This window comes from Corynebacterium sp. UMB6689 (genome assembly GCF_030215295.1).
Lineage (GTDB): Bacteria > Actinomycetota > Actinomycetes > Mycobacteriales > Mycobacteriaceae > Corynebacterium > Corynebacterium aurimucosum.
Genome location: NZ_JASOLS010000033.1, coordinates 1 through 17,591, shown reverse-complemented (window position 1 = coordinate 17,591; position 17,591 = coordinate 1). Strand labels below are relative to the sequence as shown.

The 17,591-nt window shown below is 56.0% G+C and carries 15 protein-coding genes and 1 CRISPR repeat array; of the genes, 13 read left to right on the top strand and 2 right to left on the bottom strand.

Annotation, left to right across the window (positions count from 1 at the left end; translation table 11 throughout):
* The first annotated feature begins 234 nt into the window (after window positions 1-234).
* Window positions 235-528, top strand: a complete 294-nt coding sequence (locus QP363_RS12360) for a type I restriction-modification enzyme R subunit C-terminal domain-containing protein (protein WP_246818760.1) — start codon at window positions 235-237, stop codon at window positions 526-528.
* A gap of 116 nt (window positions 529-644) precedes the next feature.
* On the opposite strand, the gene leuS is transcribed toward QP363_RS12360, so the two are convergent.
* The gene (gene leuS, locus QP363_RS12355) at window positions 645-3,494 is read right to left on the bottom strand and encodes a leucine--tRNA ligase (protein ID WP_284764720.1); all 2,850 of its coding nucleotides are present in this window, start codon (window positions 3,492-3,494) and stop codon (window positions 645-647) included.
* On the opposite strand from leuS, the gene QP363_RS13750 reads away from it, so the two are divergent.
* Both QP363_RS13750 and QP363_RS12350 read left to right on the top strand, forming a co-directional pair.
* On the top strand, window positions 3,493-3,954 hold the full coding sequence (locus QP363_RS13750) for a type II toxin-antitoxin system Phd/YefM family antitoxin (protein WP_101736548.1): 462 nt from the start codon (window positions 3,493-3,495) through the stop codon (window positions 3,952-3,954). The genes leuS and QP363_RS13750 overlap by 2 nt on opposite strands.
* Window positions 3,954-4,349, top strand: a complete 396-nt coding sequence (locus tag QP363_RS12350; protein ID WP_284764719.1) for a type II toxin-antitoxin system VapC family toxin — start codon at window positions 3,954-3,956, stop codon at window positions 4,347-4,349. Before QP363_RS13750 ends, QP363_RS12350 begins: the two co-directional genes overlap by 1 nt.
* A gap of 17 nt (window positions 4,350-4,366) precedes the next feature.
* On the opposite strand, the gene QP363_RS12345 is transcribed toward QP363_RS12350, so the two are convergent.
* A complete protein-coding gene (locus QP363_RS12345; protein ID WP_284764718.1) occupies window positions 4,367-4,750 on the bottom strand; it encodes a zinc ribbon domain-containing protein YjdM in 384 nt (127 codons plus the stop codon).
* Between the two features lie 115 nt (window positions 4,751-4,865).
* Here QP363_RS12345 and QP363_RS12340 point away from each other — a divergent pair, with 115 nt between their 5' ends.
* The 10 genes from QP363_RS12340 (at window position 4,866) to cas2e (ending at window position 16,520) form a co-directional block, all read left to right on the top strand.
* Window positions 4,866-5,474 carry a CueP family metal-binding protein gene (locus QP363_RS12340; RefSeq protein ID WP_284764717.1) on the top strand — a complete coding sequence of 203 codons (609 nt, stop codon included), beginning with the start codon at window positions 4,866-4,868 and terminating at the stop codon, window positions 5,472-5,474.
* 258 nt (window positions 5,475-5,732) lie between these two features.
* Window positions 5,733-7,301, top strand: coding sequence for an alkaline phosphatase (locus QP363_RS12335; RefSeq protein WP_284764716.1), 1,569 nt, complete (start codon window positions 5,733-5,735; stop codon window positions 7,299-7,301).
* Window positions 7,302-7,801: 500 nt separating this feature from the next.
* Window positions 7,802-9,394: a type I-E CRISPR-associated protein Cse1/CasA gene (locus QP363_RS12330; RefSeq protein ID WP_284764715.1), complete on the top strand. Its 1,593-nt coding sequence runs from the start codon at window positions 7,802-7,804 to the stop codon at window positions 9,392-9,394.
* Between the two features lie 15 nt (window positions 9,395-9,409).
* Complete coding sequence (gene casB / locus QP363_RS12325) at window positions 9,410-10,021, top strand: type I-E CRISPR-associated protein Cse2/CasB (RefSeq protein ID WP_284764714.1); 612 nt, start codon at window positions 9,410-9,412, stop codon at window positions 10,019-10,021.
* A 27-nt stretch (window positions 10,022-10,048) separates the two neighbouring features.
* On the top strand, window positions 10,049-11,113 hold the full coding sequence (gene cas7e, locus QP363_RS12320) for a type I-E CRISPR-associated protein Cas7/Cse4/CasC (protein WP_284764713.1): 1,065 nt from the start codon (window positions 10,049-10,051) through the stop codon (window positions 11,111-11,113).
* The gene (cas5e, locus tag QP363_RS12315) at window positions 11,070-11,810 is read left to right on the top strand and encodes a type I-E CRISPR-associated protein Cas5/CasD (protein ID WP_306486844.1); all 741 of its coding nucleotides are present in this window, start codon (window positions 11,070-11,072) and stop codon (window positions 11,808-11,810) included. The genes cas7e and cas5e overlap by 44 nt, the downstream gene beginning before the upstream one ends.
* A gap of 144 nt (window positions 11,811-11,954) precedes the next feature.
* Entirely contained in the window at window positions 11,955-12,638 is a 684-nt protein-coding gene (cas6e, locus tag QP363_RS12310; RefSeq protein ID WP_284764711.1) for a type I-E CRISPR-associated protein Cas6/Cse3/CasE, read from the top strand.
* Window positions 12,639-12,645: 7 nt separating this feature from the next.
* Window positions 12,646-15,273: a CRISPR-associated helicase Cas3' gene (gene cas3, locus QP363_RS12305; protein WP_284764710.1), complete on the top strand. Its 2,628-nt coding sequence runs from the start codon at window positions 12,646-12,648 to the stop codon at window positions 15,271-15,273.
* Window positions 15,273-16,205, top strand: a complete 933-nt coding sequence (gene cas1e / locus QP363_RS12300; protein ID WP_284764709.1) for a type I-E CRISPR-associated endonuclease Cas1e — start codon at window positions 15,273-15,275, stop codon at window positions 16,203-16,205. The genes cas3 and cas1e overlap by 1 nt, the downstream gene beginning before the upstream one ends.
* On the top strand, window positions 16,206-16,520 hold the full coding sequence (cas2e, locus tag QP363_RS12295) for a type I-E CRISPR-associated endoribonuclease Cas2e (RefSeq protein ID WP_049147286.1): 315 nt from the start codon (window positions 16,206-16,208) through the stop codon (window positions 16,518-16,520). It abuts the gene before it with no gap.
* Window positions 16,521-16,538: 18 nt separating this feature from the next.
* Window positions 16,539-17,544: direct repeats of the CRISPR family, unit length 29 nt; unit sequence CTCTTCTCCGCGCACGCGGAGGTATTTCC.
* Window positions 17,545-17,591 lie beyond the last annotated feature (47 nt).

The window sequence follows — 17,591 nt, the reverse complement described above, 5'->3', positions numbered from 1 at the left end:
CCCCTTGCAGTACCGGGTACGTGGAACCCCGGTACCAACTACGCGGACTCGCGGTACCAACTACCCCAAATTGACACGCCAACCGCATACAACCAGCAATTTTGAAAGAAGGAATGAGTATGAATTCCACCTGCAGAATTGGACGTACCGTCATTTGCGCCTTAAACCCTAAAAGTCGCGCCGCCCCGAAAATTACATATGGCTACTTAATAGAAGATAGCTTTTACTAATGGCATGGACCGTGACACGCGCAAGGCCGCGGTCATGGATTTAGCCGATGAGCTGGGGAATTTAGTCGCGGTCTCCCCCGCCCTAGAGGAACAGCTCGGCGTGGGCCTTCCCCGCTTAGTCCGCACCATCATCGGGTTGGACGAATCCGCGGCGCGTTCCGCGTTTGCGGACATGATGGACGGCGCACGCCTGAACTCGGTGCAGCTGGCCTTCATGAACCAGATCATCGGCGGGTTAGTCCACAACGGAATCGTCACTGTCGCGGAGCTCTTTGAGAGCACCTTACGACAACTATAGTTTCCCCCTTCGACGCCTTTGACGGCAACGTGGATGAGGTGCCCCTAAGGCCGTTCCTGAGGCACCTCAGAGGCGGTGCCGGAGTAACCGCAGGAACGACGCTTTCTTGGGGCGAGTTACTTCACAACGAGGTTGACCATGCGGCCCGGGACGTAAATCTCCTTGACCACGTTCTTGCCGGCGGTCAGCTCCGCGATGCGCTCATCTTCCTTGGCAATACCCACGACGGTGGCCTGGTCGGCGTCGGCAGGCACCATCACGCGAGCCTTGACCTTGCCGTTGATCTGCACAGGTACCTCAATCTCGTCGTCGACGAGGTACTTCTCATCGAACTCCGGGAAGGATTCGTACGTGATGGTCTCGTCATGGCCAAAGCGCTTCCACAGCTCCTCCGCAATGTGCGGGGCAACAGGGGAGACCAGCTGGGCCAACGGCTCTACCGCAGCGCGCGGCGCACCCTTCGGGTAGGCCTTGGTCAGGTAGTTCACGTACTCGATGAGCTTGGCCACCACGGTGTTCAGGCGCAGGTTCTCGTAGTCATCGCGCACACCGGCGATGGTGCGGTTGAGGTGCTTCAGGTCATCCTCGGAAAGCTCTGCGTCCGTCGTGCACAGCTCGCCGGAGTTCTCGTCGACGGCTAGGCGCCACAGGCGCTGCAAGAAGCGCTGCGCACCGACGACGTCCTTGGTTGCCCATGGGCGGGAGGTATCCAGCGGGCCCATCGACATCTCATAAACGCGCAGGGTATCGGCACCATAGTCGCGGCAAATATCATCCGGGGCCACGGAGTTCTTCAGGGACTTGCCCATCTTGCCGTACTCCTGGTTGACCTTTTCATCCCCGTAGTAGAACGCGCCATCGCGTTCTACTACCTCGGCCGCTGGGACGTAGACGCCGCGGGAATCGGTATAAGCATAGGCCTGGATGTAGCCCTGATTGTACAGGCGGCGGTAGGGCTCCTTGGAGCTCACGTAGCCCAGATCGAAGAGGACCTTGTGCCAGAAGCGGGCGTAGAGCAGGTGCAGCACGGCGTGTTCAACGCCACCGACGTAGAGGTCAACGCCACCCGGGTCGTTAGCGCCGTGCTCTTCTGGGCGCGGGCCAGTCCAGTAGCGCTCGTTTTCCAAGTCGCAGAAGATCTCGTCATTCGTCGGATCGATGTAGCGCAGCTGGTACCAGGAAGAACCTGCCCACTGCGGCATGACGTTGGTATCGCGGTAGTAGGTCTGCGGGCCATCCCCAAGACCCAGGTCCAGCTCCACCTCGACCCACTCGCGAGCCTTGGCCAGCGGCGGCTGCGGGGAGGAATCAGCATCATCCGGGTCGAAGGACACCGGCTTGTAGTCTTCTACCTCCGGCAGCTCGATGGGCAGCATCGACTCCGGCAGCGGGTAGGCCTGGCCGGCCTCGTCGTAGACGATGGGGAAGGGCTCGCCCCAGTAGCGCTGGCGGGCAAACAGCCAGTCACGCAGCTTGTACTGGATCTTCTCGCGGCCTACTCCTTGTTCCTCTAGCCACGGGATGATGGCGGCGATGGCCTCATCCTTGGACATGCCGTTGATGTCCAGGGAATCGTTGGCGGAGTTTACGGCCTTGCCGGACTCCGTGTAGGCCTCCTTGGTGATGTCGCCGCCAGCGACTACCTCAGTAATCGGCAGGCCGAAGACGGTAGCAAACTCGTAGTCACGGGTATCGTGCGCTGCGACCGCCATGATGGCGCCGGTGCCGTAGCCGGTCAAGACGTAGTCTGCGATGAAGATCGGGATCTTCTTGCCGTTGACCGGGTTGGTGGCATAGGTGCCCAGGAAGACGCCGGTCTTTTCCTTGTTCTCCTGGCGCTCCAGGTCAGACTTCGCGGCAATGGAGGCGCGGTAGGCCTCTACGGCCTCCTTCGGATCATCGTGGCCAAAGGTCCAGCGCTCATCCACGTCATCGTCATAAGGGATGGGGGAGAGGAGGGCATCGACAAGCTCGTGCTCCGGAGCCAGCACCACGTACTCCGCCCCGAAGAGAGTGTCTGGGCGGGTAGTGAAGACGTCGATGTTGTAGCCCTCGGCGTGGAAGCTGACCTCCGCACCACGGGAGCGGCCAATCCAGTTGCGCTGCATGGACTTGACCTTCTCCGGCCAGTCCAGAAGCTCCAGGTCATCGAGAAGACGGTCGGAGTAGGCAGTAATGCGCATCATCCACTGCGACAAGTTCTTGCGGAAAACCGGGAAGTTACCGCGCTCAGACTTGCCCTCTGCGGTGACCTCCTCGTTGGCCAACACCGTGCCCAGGCCCGGGCACCAGTTCACGGTGGAGTTGGACAGGTAGACCAGACGGAACTCGTCGAGTGCTTTGCGCTGCTCTTCCTTGCTCAGGTCCGCGTAGTAGCGGCCGTCCTTGGTGGTGCGCTTGCCCACCTCGAGCTCCTTGATGAGCTCAGAAATCGGGCGCGCCTTCTGCTGCTCCTCATCGAACCAGGAGTTATAAATCTGCAGGAAGATCCACTGCGTCCACTTATAAAACTCCGGGTCAGTCGAGGCCACCGAGCGGCGTGGATCATGACCTAGGCCGAGAAGGCCCAGCTGGCGGCGCATATTCTTGATATTCGCCTCCGTCGTGGTGCGCGGGTGCGTACCCGTCTGGATGGCGTACTGTTCTGCCGGCAGACCAAAGGCGTCATAGCCCAGCGTGTGCAAGACGTTCTTGCCCAGCATGCGTTGATAACGCGCGTAGGTATCCGTAGCGATATAGCCCAGTGGGTGGCCCACGTGAAGGCCCGCGCCGGAAGGGTAGGGGAACATGTCCTGGATGTTCATCTTCTCCGCGGGAAGTTCCTTACCCTCCTCCGCGAGCGGCCCAACTGGGTTCGGCGCATTAAAGGTGCCGTTATCCTTCCAGTACTGCTGCCAGGCACTTTCAATTTGCGCGGCGAGCTCCGGCGTGTAGCGGTGGGTGGTGTTATCGCTCGGGTTAGTCATGGTTAGACAGTGTAGTCACCGAACGGACATCTCCCCAGTTAGACCCAGGCAAGCCGCATTCTGCTCCGCAGTGCGGCGACGCGACTGTCGACGCCCCCTTGTTCTCCTTAGGCGGGGCCATTACAATCAACATTGTTCTACTGTTCTACATTTGGCGAACAGACAATCAGGAAAGGCGGTTGGAGCGATGACCAACATCTCTTTGCGCGAACTCAACCAGCGTTCTGGCCACATAGTGCGCGAAGTCGCCGCTACAGGTCAAAGCGTGATCATCACTGACCGCAATCGGCCCATTGCTCGCGTAGTACCCATTTCGTCTCTAGATAGCCCCGTGGAGCAGTTAGTAGCTGCCGGAATCTTGAGCCACAACCCGAAGCCTTACTCACAGCCAAGCAACACAGACTATCTGCCTTCCGAGACAGACGTTGTATCACTACTAGATAGGGAAGACCGCTTGTGATGATCTACGTCGATACTTCGGCACTAGCGAAGTTGGCCTTACCCGAGCGCGAAAGCTACGAAGTCGCTGCACTCCTTGAAGGCCAACAACTGTTTTCTTCTGCACTCATTGACATCGAGTTATCCAAAGTGTGGCAGCGCAGTGGCCTCACCGGCACCGGTTACCGGAAGTTCACAGAGGGGGTCTCCAAGGTTGGCATCAACGATGAGGTCATTTGCCGAGCATGCTCTCTGACCGGAGTTCGCTCCCTAGATGCTGTCCACCTTGCGAGCGCCTGCCTCCTCCGTGACGCTGGCCTCGCGCTAGCCTTTTTCACCTATGACACACAGCTCCACGCTGCTGCCCGGTCTCAAGGATTTACTGTCCTTCCCTCAGCCAGTGACGGCCACCATTGACGGTCGTAGAGGTTTCTCTAGACCTTCTTGACCACGGCAGGCTTGAGCTTCATCGCTCCGAAACCATCAATCCGACAATCAATGTTGTGATCTTCCGGGCCGGTGCCGGCGTCGAAGTTCAGGCGGATGCCGCGCACCTTCGTGCCGGCCTTGAGCGGCTGCTGCGCGCCCTTGACCTTAAGGGTTTTGGTGATGGTGACCGTATCGCCGTCGGCAAGCGCATTGCCCACGGAGTCGACGATGGTCGGCTCGGTTCCTTCCGCGGCCGAGTCGCTGGCAGCAACGTCGGTGGAGAACTCGTGCGCGCATTCGGGGCAGACAATCAGCGGCGGCATCTCGTAGGTGTACTCGGAGGAGCACTCGGGGCAAGGTGGCAGAGTTGTTCCTGCAGTATCAGTCATAAGGAACAGACTATCCCGCGTAGCGCAAAAAGATGATCCTTCTCTCATTCCATTGATGGATACCCCGGTGGGGTATAGGATTGGGTCAACACAATCGGACCCATTCGGAAGACTTATGAAACGCCTCATTTCTCTTGCTGCCGCCTGCGCCGCAGCCATCACCCTGTCCGCCTGCTCCACGGAGAGCCCCGTTCCGAGCGAAGCCTCGAAGAGCTCCGCTTCCAGCACCGACATCCAACAGGTACCCGCCGAGGAGATCCTCGCCGAGTTCGATCTCGAGGGGTTGGACGGCCCCGAGATCATCGACAAACTGGACCAAATGCCCAAGGAGGAGCGCAATAGCGATCTTCACGCTTCCGTGCGCCCGAACGAGCTAATCCTCACCGCCGAGCAGGGCCAAGCATCCCTGCCACTGCCGGAGGACAAGTTCTACGTCTCCATCGCGCCGTACATGACCCAGACCCATGACTGCTTCAACCACTCCCTGACCACCTGCACCGGTGAGCTCAGTAAGGAAGATATCCACGTCACTATCACCGATGACTCCGGAAAAGAGCTGGTCAACGAAGACACAACGACCTTTGACAACGGATTCATTGGATACTGGCTGCCCGCCGACAAAAAGGGCACCATCACCATCAAGCAGGACGGCAAGACCGGTGAGGTTCCCCTAGACACCACCGAGGAGGGCGCTACCTGCATCACCACCCTGCAGATGGCCTAATCCGCTCATTGACCCACCACGGTGAATCCCACGTCCTGGGGTTCACCGTTTGTCGTTTTATGGTGTCGACGCAGTGCTTGCCGACGTCCCGGAAAGAGCGCTTTCACACCCACGCTTAAGTTCCTCTGACGTTTACCTGTCCGTAGCCTTCCCGACATCCGCACTCACTACGGTTCCCGAGTGGATTCCGGCCATGCGAACAATGGCCCCAGTCCGTCTCTTTTCTTGCTCGCTCTTTTAACTTAAGAAAGCTCACTAATGCGTATTTCTTCTCGCGCGCTGCGCACCTGCGCGGCTGTGACCGTCGCTTCCCTTGCCACCGCTGGTGTCGTCGCACCCGCGCAGGCCGCAACCTCGGGCCCGAAGAATGTCATCTACATGATCGGTGATGGCATGGGCTACAACCACATCGCCTCCACCAACCTCTACGAGTCCGGCCAGTCCAAGTACCTGGTTGAGGGCGATTTCGACGGTGAAGTCAAGGAGCTCGACGGCGAGTCCGTCCAGGCCTTCGAGGACTTCGAGCGTCTCTCCATGACCACCTTCCCGGACGGTGGCTCCTACGACCCGGAGAAGGCCTGGACCGACCACGATTACGTCAAGAAGGACAAGGTCACCGACTCCGCTGCAGCTGGCACCGCCATGGCCACCGGCCAGAAGGTGGACAACGGTGTGCTGGGTAAGTCCCCGTACGGCCACTCCCTGAAGAACATCTCCGAGCAGGCAATCTCTCACGGCAAGTCCGCTGGTGTTGTCAGCTCTGTTCCGTTCAGCCACGCCACCCCGGCCGCCTTCGCGGCGCACAACAAGAACCGCAATAACTACACCGAGATCGCTGAAGAGATGGTCGGCTCCGATCTCTCCGTCATCATGGGCGCTGGCCATCCAGAGTTCGATGACAACGCACAGAAGGTAGGGGCACCGAACTACAAGTACATCTCCGAGGACTCCTTCAACTCCCTGCGCGATGGTTCCGCTGGCTGGGAGTTCGCAGAGAACACCGCTGACTTTGAGAAGTGGGCCGAGGGCAACGTTGAGGCCGACAAGAAGTACTTCGGCCTCGCGCCGGTTGCCTCCACCCTGCAGCAGGGCCGCGACGGCAACCCGGATGCCGCTGAGCCGGGCACCGATCCGAAGAATGACGTCGTTGACCTGCCGACCATGACCACGGGCGCCCTCAACGTTCTGGGCCAGAACGACAAGGGCTTCTCCGTCATGATTGAGGGCGGCGCCATCGACTGGTCCGGCCACGCCAACCAGACCGGCCGCGATATCGAGGAAACCCAGGACTTCAACAAGGCTGTTGACGCCGCCATCGCCTGGGTTGAGGAGAACTCCAGCTGGGATGAGACCCTGCTCATCGTCACCGCTGACCACGAGACCGGCTACCTTTCCGGCAAGGAAGAGACCGCCTCCTGGAACCCGCAGACCGGTGAGAAGGGCAAGGCCCCGGAGCACCAGTGGTACTCCGGCGAGCACACCAACCAGGTGGTTCCGTTCTTCTTCATGGGTGCAGGCTCCGAAGATATCCAGGCTAAGGTTTCTGGCACCGACCCAGTCCGCGGCGAGTACATCGACAACACCACCGTGGCCAAGCTGGCCCTGGACGAGTGGTGGTTCAACACCGCTGAAGACGACACCAACAACCCCGGCGACACCGACAACAAGCCATCTAACGACGGTTCCTCCAACGGCTCCTCTTCTGCAGGCGCTGGCCTGGCTGGCGCCGGTGTGATGGCCCTCACCTTCGGCATTATCACTGCTGCGGCTCAGGCCCTTGGCCTGGTCAAGTTCGACTTCAAGGCTCTGCAAGACCTCATCAAGTAGTTCGCCTAATGCGCTAGCCGACGCCCCGCCACTAGGCCGCGGGCAAGCACCAGCCCTCGTCTCCCCACAGACGGAAACACCGTCACTTTCTAGGGGATGACGAGGGCTTTGGACGTTTTCGCCACTGAAAGGACGCAGGCAGAAGACAGGACGGAAGGATAAGAGTTATCCGAAGGGCAAAGCAGTTTCAAAGGCGCACGGCATCGCTGAATTTTCAACAGCCAATTCTAGTGTCGGCGCTCACCTCAGCATTCGAACAATCTTCCGAATATCAGCTAGACGTGTCCAGGCCAAAGACTATCGTCACCAGTATGGCTCTTATTCCAGCATATTCACTAAAGACACTCCGTCTAGCGCACCGCGCTAGCCGCTTTCACCAACTGGATAGAAACGTCAACTATTTAATTGGTTTGGACAAGAATTCTGTGGAATTTTCCTATACGCAAACGATTTGCGCACTAAAGTGAATTTTTGGCTCGCACTAAAGAAAGAAGGTCTCGATGACATCAGAGAGTCCAAACATCAATTGCCTGACAGATGTCGAATTTCTGCCGACATCACATGGTCGGCTAGGCGTACGTGATGCACTCCTTAAGGCCCACAAACACGATTTCGACATCACTTCTTCGCAACCCGGTTTTCATTTCAGCTCTCAGGTTCGACTTTTGGCAGGCATTACTGCAGTAGTACTACGGCATGAAGTCAAAACCCCTGCCGAATTACTCAATCTCGGCCTATCTGAAGCGGCCGTTGACAAGGCTCTCGAGGAGCTCAGCGCTGGTGCTTACTTGCACGACACACAATTCCCATTCATGCAACGACCGGCAGTTAACACGTCCGACCCCAAGGACAAAGCAACTTATGTTGGCCCCGGGACTCATCCAGTCAAGAAACTGTCACCGGCTATGCCACCCAATGAGTCGGAAGACTTTGCCAACCTTCTCTCTGCTAGCCAGGAACGGTTACCTCTAGAAGATGCAGTGATGTGGCTCGTGACTTATCATCACCTATCCGTAGCAGGCAACAATGCGTACTGCGGTGACAAATGCGTTTCTGGCGCTCCGGCGATGCGTTTTGTTGGTACTGAAAATTCGGCAACAGAAGTGCTGTGGCATGGGCAATCATTACTAGCAACCTTGCTCATGGCAATTCCACAATCATGGGTCAAGGGCACAGGCCTTCCCGCATGGGCTGACCGCACCTGCGCGTACTCGCGCCACGACGGGAGAGTTCACCCGCTATGGGCAGCCACGTGGACTTCTAATTCCCCTGCTACCGCCTGGGAAGCATCAGAGCTTGTTGGTGTCCGCACCGGCGGTGTACCGCCTGAGTGGTTCCTTACCGAGATGGGCGGCAAAGATCAGCAAAAAGATTGGTGGACGCTGCGCAATCAAAAAGACCCGTTCTACCTGTACATCAATAATGGCAAAGAGCTAAAACTTCAGCGTCTAGATCTGGGTAAAGATGCTACTGCTTTGGCCATCAACTGGGCGGCACAAAATAAAACCGCGGAATTTGAAAACGCCAGATCATCCCATGTATTGCGTCCAACAGCAGCTGAAGCACGCCTAGTGTTCATCCGGCACCGCATGGAGGGTACCGCTTCTAGCCCCAATATTCGAGCTTCCGAAGTGTTCTTCCCTCGTGATGAGGAGTGGGCCCACGACACCAATCCTGAGGTGCAAGCTGATATCAGCCTTGGTGCAAACTGCATCGACAAGCTTCATAACACCGTAATCCGCCCATTCCGCCGAGAAAACGCTAACGAGCGTGCAGGCGGCAAAGTACCGCTAGTTTTGGATTTTTTGGAATCCAGCCGCGGAGATGTAAGCGAAGCCTTTTGGCGCAATATGTCTCACAATTTCTCTTTGCTGCTCAAAGAGTGCCGTTCAGCCAAGAGCGAGTTCATCGCTTCTCCGGAGCTGCGTACCGGGCTACACACCGCTTCCATGGCCGCTTTTGATTCAGTCACACAACCATATTTTGGTCAAGAGCCCGCACGGATTGCCCACGTTCGAGCCGGGGTCGAGTACTGGGTAAGACGGCACATCAGGGATTTTGTTGCCGAAGACCCCGACAGCCCCACCACCTAATTTTTAAGGAAAAGGATGAATCACACACAATCTACGCCAGAATGGCAGCCACTTTTGACCTGGCTGACTCAATCTGTGCGTAATTACCACGACAAACCCACTTCCCATTCCGGCAGTGAATGGCGCCGCACCCGTGCTTTCCTTCGCCGCGGCAATTCGCAGTCCACGGAGCACTACGCCTATCCATTCATTCTTCCTCTTTTGCCTGCCGATGCCAGCCCCACCACTCGCACAATAGCGCTTCGCCTCGCAGCTCTGGTTGCGGAATTCGATGCGGTACCGCACATTGATTCCCAAGAAACGGGTTTCCGATCACTCGGACAGTGGTGCAACCTCATCTCTCGCAAATTGGCTCCAGAACAAGCAACGCTAGATCCTCGCCATCCGGATGCTGTAGCCAGCAGGCTCGTCTCATTACATACGCAAAACGTGGATGAAGCTATCACTACTATTCGTCGTATCGCCGCACTAGCGGGGAACACGAAGGACACACCTCCGCTACCTGTGTATGACCTTTTCCGGACTTTCTTCCGATGGGGCAATGGCTTCACAGAAGGCTCACAACGCGTTCGCCGCAGCGTGCTCCAGAACTACTACTCCGGTTTTTCCACCTCCGCTTCTTCCTAAACCACAACCTTCGAAAGGATTTTTCTCATGTCCCGTCACCTCACCATCAATATCCTGTCCAGCATTCCATTCTCCAACCTCAACCGCGATGACACCGGCGTTCCAAAGCGCACGATGCATGGTGGAGTTCTCCGTGCCCTGCACTCTTCTCAGTCCATCAAGCGCGGCGTCCGCCTGCGCTACGAAGATGCTTCCGGCAACATTTCCATCCGATCTGGGAAGTTGGCAGATGAGATTGTCACAAAAGCTGTAGAGCTAAACCCAGAACTGGATCAGAAAGCTGCGCTAAAGGAAGCCAAGAAAATTATTGGCACGTTGACCAAAGCAACGGCTTCTGAGGGCGAATCTGACCGTTCGACATGGTTGTCTGGTGAGGAACTCCTCACAGCAGCAACAAAGATTGCTGGTAACCAAGAGTCCGAGGACTCAGGCTTCATTAACGGCACTAAGACGGGGTCCCTGGCAATCGCCGCTTTTGGCCGTATGTTCGCCAACGCCCCGACCAGCAACACCGAAGCCGCAATCAGTGTTTCTCCGGCAATTACTACCCACGCCGCTACCATCGACACCGATTATTTCTCCACGGTCGATGACATCCGTGAGCGTAACAATGACTCCGGAGCGACGTTCCTAGGAGTTAGCCAATACACCAGTGGCATCTTCTATCGGACCGTAACGATTGACAAAGTGCAGCTAAAAGAAAGCTGGACCGGATTTGACTCTGAAGACGCTGCGCAAAACCTCAGCGAACTACTTCGTGCTATCGTCTACGGCCAGCCACGAGGTAAAGAAAACAGTACCGCACCTTACACGCTCCCAGCTGTTGTCTTCGCGGAAGAACAGCGTTCCCGCGTCGCGTATGACTTTGAGCAGCCAGTTACTCCACAGGGCGATGGTGGTTTTCTCGTTCCTTCAATTGAAGCCTTGGCGGAACAGTACCGACAAGCTCGTTTCTTTGACCCTGCCAACTTTGGTCCCGTCGAAGTACTGTCCGGCACGCACAAGGATCTTGACGGCAAACTAGGACACCTCTCGCCCGTCTCTCTCGATGACTTCATTACCCAGGTTGTGGAGTGGATTCTCGATGCCTAGTTCCACCTATATCCGTCTTGCGGGACCCCTCCAGTCGTGGGCGGGTCTGGCTGTATCGGGAAACTTTGTCCGTACTGAGCCTCGCCCTACGCTCAGCGCACTACGTGGGCTACTGGCTGCGGGTCTAGGTGCGAAAAGAGGGCAGTGGCCAACGTGGATCGATGACGTGCATTTCACCTTGCGGGAGGATAAGACTCCAAAATATGTTGATGATTTTCACACCATCGGTGACAGGGAAGATGAATTTACTTTCCGACGGCGCCTTGCGATCATGCAGCAAATGAAGGCTACCTCTGTGAAGCAGCTTAAGTTCACCCCTGCCGTGGGTGCGACTTCTATCAGCCGACGCACGTACCTAGCCGAATCTGAATTCATTGTACGTGCCACTCTGGAAGGCCACACGGAGGAGATAGATCAGGCTTTTGCCAGCCCTGTCTTCTCTGTTTATCTAGGTCGAAAAGCTTTTCCAGCAACGTTCCCGTTCTATCTGGGAACTGGGCCAGCAGAGATGCTGTCGCTCATCCCCGCCCTTGCTCCTAACGCGTCGAGTAAAGCGACTGTGCGAATCTTCGAACCATCGCTCGGTTCCGGAGTGTCCCCAGAGAGCATGAGTGTTCCCGCTGTTGCTACCCGAACGGACTGGCTCAAAGGCATCAAGGAACTCAGCCTGCACCGCCACTCCACCATTCAACGGTAGCCAAAAGCGGTAGGCCTTGTTGACCTACCGCTTCGCTTACCTCCACGTATCGCGGAGAAGGTGGTTCCAATTCAATGAAATATGAACTACCTCCGCATCAGCGGAGAGCCACCCTGAACAAATCTAACGTATTCTCGACGAAAGATGAAGAATATGATCACCACTCGGTATCTAACCAAAGCACCTGCACACACTCTCTTAAGTGTGGCTGCGGAAAGCGCTCGCCGTGTGAGTCCCGCAAGTCTAAATAGCCCAACATTTCGTCATCGCGCAGTCATGGGTCTTTTCCCTGCATTCGACGACGCCAATCCACGTTCCGCTGCAGAAATTCTTTTCCGTTTAGAGACCCCAGCAGGACAGGCTCCGTATTTTCTTATTCAGTCTGCTACAGAGCCCACTGTCTCGAACTATCCAGACATTGTGACTAAGCAAGTTGAGCTTCAGGCTCCGCCTACTGGAACTTCAGTTAGTTTTCGCATTAGTCTCAACGCTATTCGTCGTGAGACATTCACAAATGCTTCCGGTAAGCGTTCGTACAAAGTTAAGCCCATCCCGTTGGATCATGAGGATACGGAGCGAACCACATTTGGTCCCTGGCTGGCACAAAAGCTATCTCCCGCCTTAGATGCTGTGGAGGTTACCAACCACCGGCGCGCTGTACTCAAAGATCCCAAGGCTGAAAAGGGGCGTATGACGCTACAAATAGATGCTGTGGATGGCATCGCCGTAGTACGCGACACCACAGCACTCGTCTCCATTTTGACTACTGGCCTCGGCCGAGAAAAGGCTTACGGCTGTGGTCTGCTATCTATCCGCGCTCTAAGTTAGGAACCCCATGCCCGCCACCCATTCAACGTTTTCTTCCGTGTGGGCCAAACAGCATAGCCTCGAAGAAAGCTACCCTTTGCTTGCCCATATGTGTGATGCCGCTTCCATGGCAGGACAACTCTTCGATCACTGGTTGAGGCCAGGCTTGCAGGGCTATCTTCGCGAAGAGCTGGGGCCACAGGCACGTGAGATCGTAATGTGGCTGGTTGGCACGCACGACATCGGCAAAGCGAACCCCTTCTTTCAAGGCCAACTACTTACTCATGCGAGGCAGCGTCCTGAAGAACGCAAAATCTGGGCTTCTGTAAGAAACCGGATTGTGGAAAACGAAGAGTTAGGATTTAAGCTCCCACCACGTGCTTTGCGAGGACTTCACGATGTCGCCGCATTTAGACGCCATGAGCAGGCTTCAGCTTCCTACCTCCTTGGCAGCCTCACGGTGGATGCTTCAGCAACTCAAGCCTGGCGCTGTATCCCAGCTATGGGTCATCATGGAAGGTTTGATACTCCAGACTTTGGCGGCGATCGCACAGGTACAAAAGAGGCGTTGTGGAACACGGCTCTAGCCGACAATGGGTGGAATACTGCCCAAAAAGTTTTGGACCACGCGCTTCGCGAAGCCTGCGGAGTAACAGTGTTCCCCGATGAAGTTCCAACGACGGCCATGATTCTGATCAGCGGACTAACTGTTGTTGCCGACCGCCTGGTATCAGCCCACGAATGGGTCAAACAGTCTCAAGCACGGTGCCAAACAGCAGAATTAGACTTGGCACAGCCGAAGGAGTGGATACTCATCCAAGCTGAACCTGCTCTAGCTCGTATTCGAGAACAACTTGGTATCTATTCCGATTGGCCCAGCGCTGAAGACGCGCTAGAAGCAATTCTTCAAGGCTACGAACCACGCCCCGCACAGCGAGAAGCTATGACCGATCCTGATGGTCTATTCACGATCATGTCAGCTACAGGTTCTGGTAAGACTGAAGCCGCTATCCTGCGCCATGCGCAACGTAAAGAACGCATGTTGTTCCTACTACCCACGATGGCGACCTCGAATGCATTGATGAAGCGTGTACAAAGAATCTTTAGTTCGACTCAAAACACTGCGGCGCTCGCACACGGAATGGCCACCATTGAGGATTTCTACTCCCGCCCCGTCACCACCTTCCACGACAGTAATCCACTTGAAGACGTCGGCGGACTCGTACCAGCTGAGTTCGTGCGTTCAGGAATGGAACGCATGCTGGCCTCTATCACGGTAGGCACCGTGGACCAAGCACTTAAAGCAGCACTTCCGATGAAATGGACCCATGTCATTCTGTTGGCGCTGGCAAACGCACATGTAATTATTGATGAAGTCCATACGCTAGATCCTTATCAAGCACAATTGCTCAAACCATTGATGCAATGGCTAGGTACCGTGCGAGCACGCGTTACCCTTCTCAGCGCCACGTTGTCGCAAGAACAGTGCAATTCACTCGCATATTCCTACACCGGGTACCCGCTGGAAACAAACATTGATTTTCCCTCGATCCTCAGCCATAGCTCCAGTTCCTATACAGCCACTCCGTTGGATTCAACGCCGTACACGCTCACTTACGACATCACCATCGCAAACCAGTCTCAGATAGACGCACACATCAACTGGGTTCGACGCATGCGTGCGGAGTATCCGATTGCTCGCATCGGGGTCATATGCAACCGAGTTGACTGGACACAAGAGATATCCCGCAGACTTGGTGAGGCAGGCGAAGACGTCCTGCTTCTACACGCTGCGATGACTGCGGGACATCGCCAAGCTGCTGCCGATACGCTACTTCGCACAATTGGTCCACATGGAAACGGTGAAGGGATATGTGTTGTAGGTACACAAGCCATTGAAGCATCATTGGATATTGACCTTGATCTACTCAGCACCGACCTATGCCCGTCAGCTTCCCTCATCCAACGGGCCGGTCGTGTCTGGCGCCGAAGAGACCCACAACGCAAGCACCGACTTCCTGGGCGTGACCACATGCATCTGCATATTGTTGCCCACCAGAGTTACGAGCACCGTGAGAATCTCCCCTACATGGAGGCTCTACTGAGCCGCACGCAACGCTGGCTGAATTCTCATAACGGAAGAATTGAATTCCCAGTCGAGTGTCAAGACTTTGTCAACACAACGTCAATTACTCTCACAAATATCAACGATGACCAAGACATCGAGGCCTTTGCCCAGGATTCCAGGAAACACATGGCAGCGTCGAATATTCAAAGCAACCTGGAAGCCGTTCTAAAAGAAAACGTTCGCCTAAGCGAGCTAACCAAGCTCACAGAAGGAACTACTGCACTCGAGGATCTCCGTACACGTTACGTAGAAGAAGAAACTGTACGTGCTCTCGTTCTCGATGACACTGGCACAATTCCGGGTGCCATAACCAGTATCGATCTAGAACTCACGAAGCCCACTCAGGAGGAACTGAAACGTATTCTCCGCTCAAGTATCAACCTACGTCAAGGCTCTTTTCCTCCCGAAGATCCGCGTTTTCTCTCGAACCCGTGGGAGACTTCCCTACTGCAGTATTTCAGAATCGTTGATCTCTCCGACAACTACGATCCAGCCCTTGGACTCGTCTACGGAAAGGCAAACTCCTAATGGCTTACTCCGAAGACGCCATTACGTTTTCCACCATTCCAGCAGACCACCAAGTCCGCTTGGAAGATCGTGTCAGCTTTGCTTATGTGGAGCGTGCAGCTATCCGCCAGGACCGTACTGGTGTCGTGGCCTACTCGGTTGTTGACAATTCAGAATTAGAGCAACGCATCCAGCTCCCTGTAGGCGGACTTGCAGTTCTTATGCTCGGACCTGGAACCTCCATTTCTGCAGCCGCTGCTACCTCATGTACTCGTTCAGGAACGACCATCATGTTCACTGGCGGTGGTGGAGTGCCGGCTTATACTCACGCAACCCCACTAACTTCCTCGGCGCGTTGGGCAATTGCCCAGGCAGCTCTCGTCTCTAATGAAGCACACCAGCGAAAGGCTGCAATCAAGCTCTACCAGCGGCAACTAGGCATCGAAGAAATTGCTGATGCCCCGAGCATTTCCATCATGCGCGGGCTTGAAGGCCGCGTGATGAAACAGACTTATCAAACCCAGGCGAAGAAACACGGAATCAAGAATTTTCGGCGCAATACTGCTGACGATGACCCAGTTAATAAGGGACTCAACCTAGCGAACTCCATGCTCTATGGATGCGCCGCTTCTGCGTGCGCGGCAATAGGTGTCAATCCTGCCTTGGGCATCATTCATCGAGGCAATGCTCGTTCATTGCTCTTTGATCTGGCTGATCTGTATAAGCCCACAATCTCAATCCCACTGGCTTTCGCCTGTGCCAATGAGGAAGATCCATTACCAGCGCTAAGGAAGCAACTACGCCGGGAGATCCATCGGAAGAACTTACTCGTCGACATGCTGGAAGTTCTCACAGAGGTACTCACGCCCCACTTACCTTCACGTGATGACGATCGACTCGTCTCTGGGCGCGGCGATGAAGTCGCCGGACATACACAATATGGACGGCGCTGAATGTTTCTTGTAATCACAACCACCAGCCTCCCGGACCACATGCATGGCTACCTTTCGCGTTTCCTTTCGGAAGTAGATACCGGTGTTTATGTAGGAAACGTTTCCCGTCGCGTCCGCGATAACCTGTGGCGACGGCTTTCCAATGCCATCGCCGACGGCAGCCTAACCATGATCAACGAGGACCGGACCCGCGAACAGGGCTTTGCAGTCAACACTATGGGACCGCGACGCCGTACAATCATTGACATGGACGGCCTTTTACTTGCGTGCACGTTTTCGCGAGAACATACGCAAAACCGCACCGAGACAAACTAAAGTTGCTGTTCAGGAAGTCTCTTCTCCGCGCACGCGGAGGTATTTCCAATGGCGCATGGGGTACAACCGCTGACCGTATCTCTTCTCCGCGCACGCGGAGGTATTTCCCTGTATGTCAATGGGACACGGGCAGCGACCTCCTCTTCTCCGCGCACGCGGAGGTATTTCCAAGTCATGCGCCTCGCCAAGCAAGCCCTGCACCTCTTCTCCGCGCACGCGGAGGTATTTCCTGGCACCCCGCACGCCTCGCCGCAATGAGCAACTCTTCTCCGCGCACGCGGAGGTATTTCCAGCTAGGAGCATAAAATGGCCTCACTCAACAACTCTTCTCCGCGCACGCGGAGGTATTTCCGGCATCATCCACGTCATCCACGATGAGACCGACTCTTCTCCGCGCACGCGGAGGTATTTCCTGCAGGATAAGCTGCTTGCCCCCACCTCTAAGCTCTTCTCCGCGCACGCGGAGGTATTTCCTAGCCAGGTCACAGTCACAGATGGGAGATGATCTCTTCTCCGCGCACGCGGAGGTATTTCCTTGTTGTTCAGGAGCTGAAGGACACCGCCGAACTCTTCTCCGCGCACGCGGAGGTATTTCCAGCTCAGTGTCACGCAGGCCACCAAAGATGGACTCTTCTCCGCGCACGCGGAGGTATTTCCCAATAAGGTCCGCGATGAAGTGGTGGGCAACACTCTTCTCCGCGCACGCGGAGGTATTTCCAACAAGGGCGTCGTGGCTTTCCATGAAGCCGCCTCTTCTCCGCGCACGCGGAGGTATTTCCCGTGTCCGATTAATACCCCGGCACTTCACGCCCTCTTCTCCGCGCACGCGGAGGTATTTCCTGGTGAGTGAGTTGCAGGAGGCTGGCAAGTTGGCTCTTCTCCGCGCACGCGGAGGTATTTCCGGAGAAAAGCCAGAAGAAAAAGGCGGAGCTCGCTCTTCTCCGCGCACGCGGAGGTATTTCCGGTAAGGGCCAGGGCTTTGAGGTTTCTCTGGGCTCTTCTCCGCGCACGCGGAGGTATTTCCGGTAAGGGCCAGGGCTTTGAGGTTTCTCTGGGCTCTTCTCCGCGCAC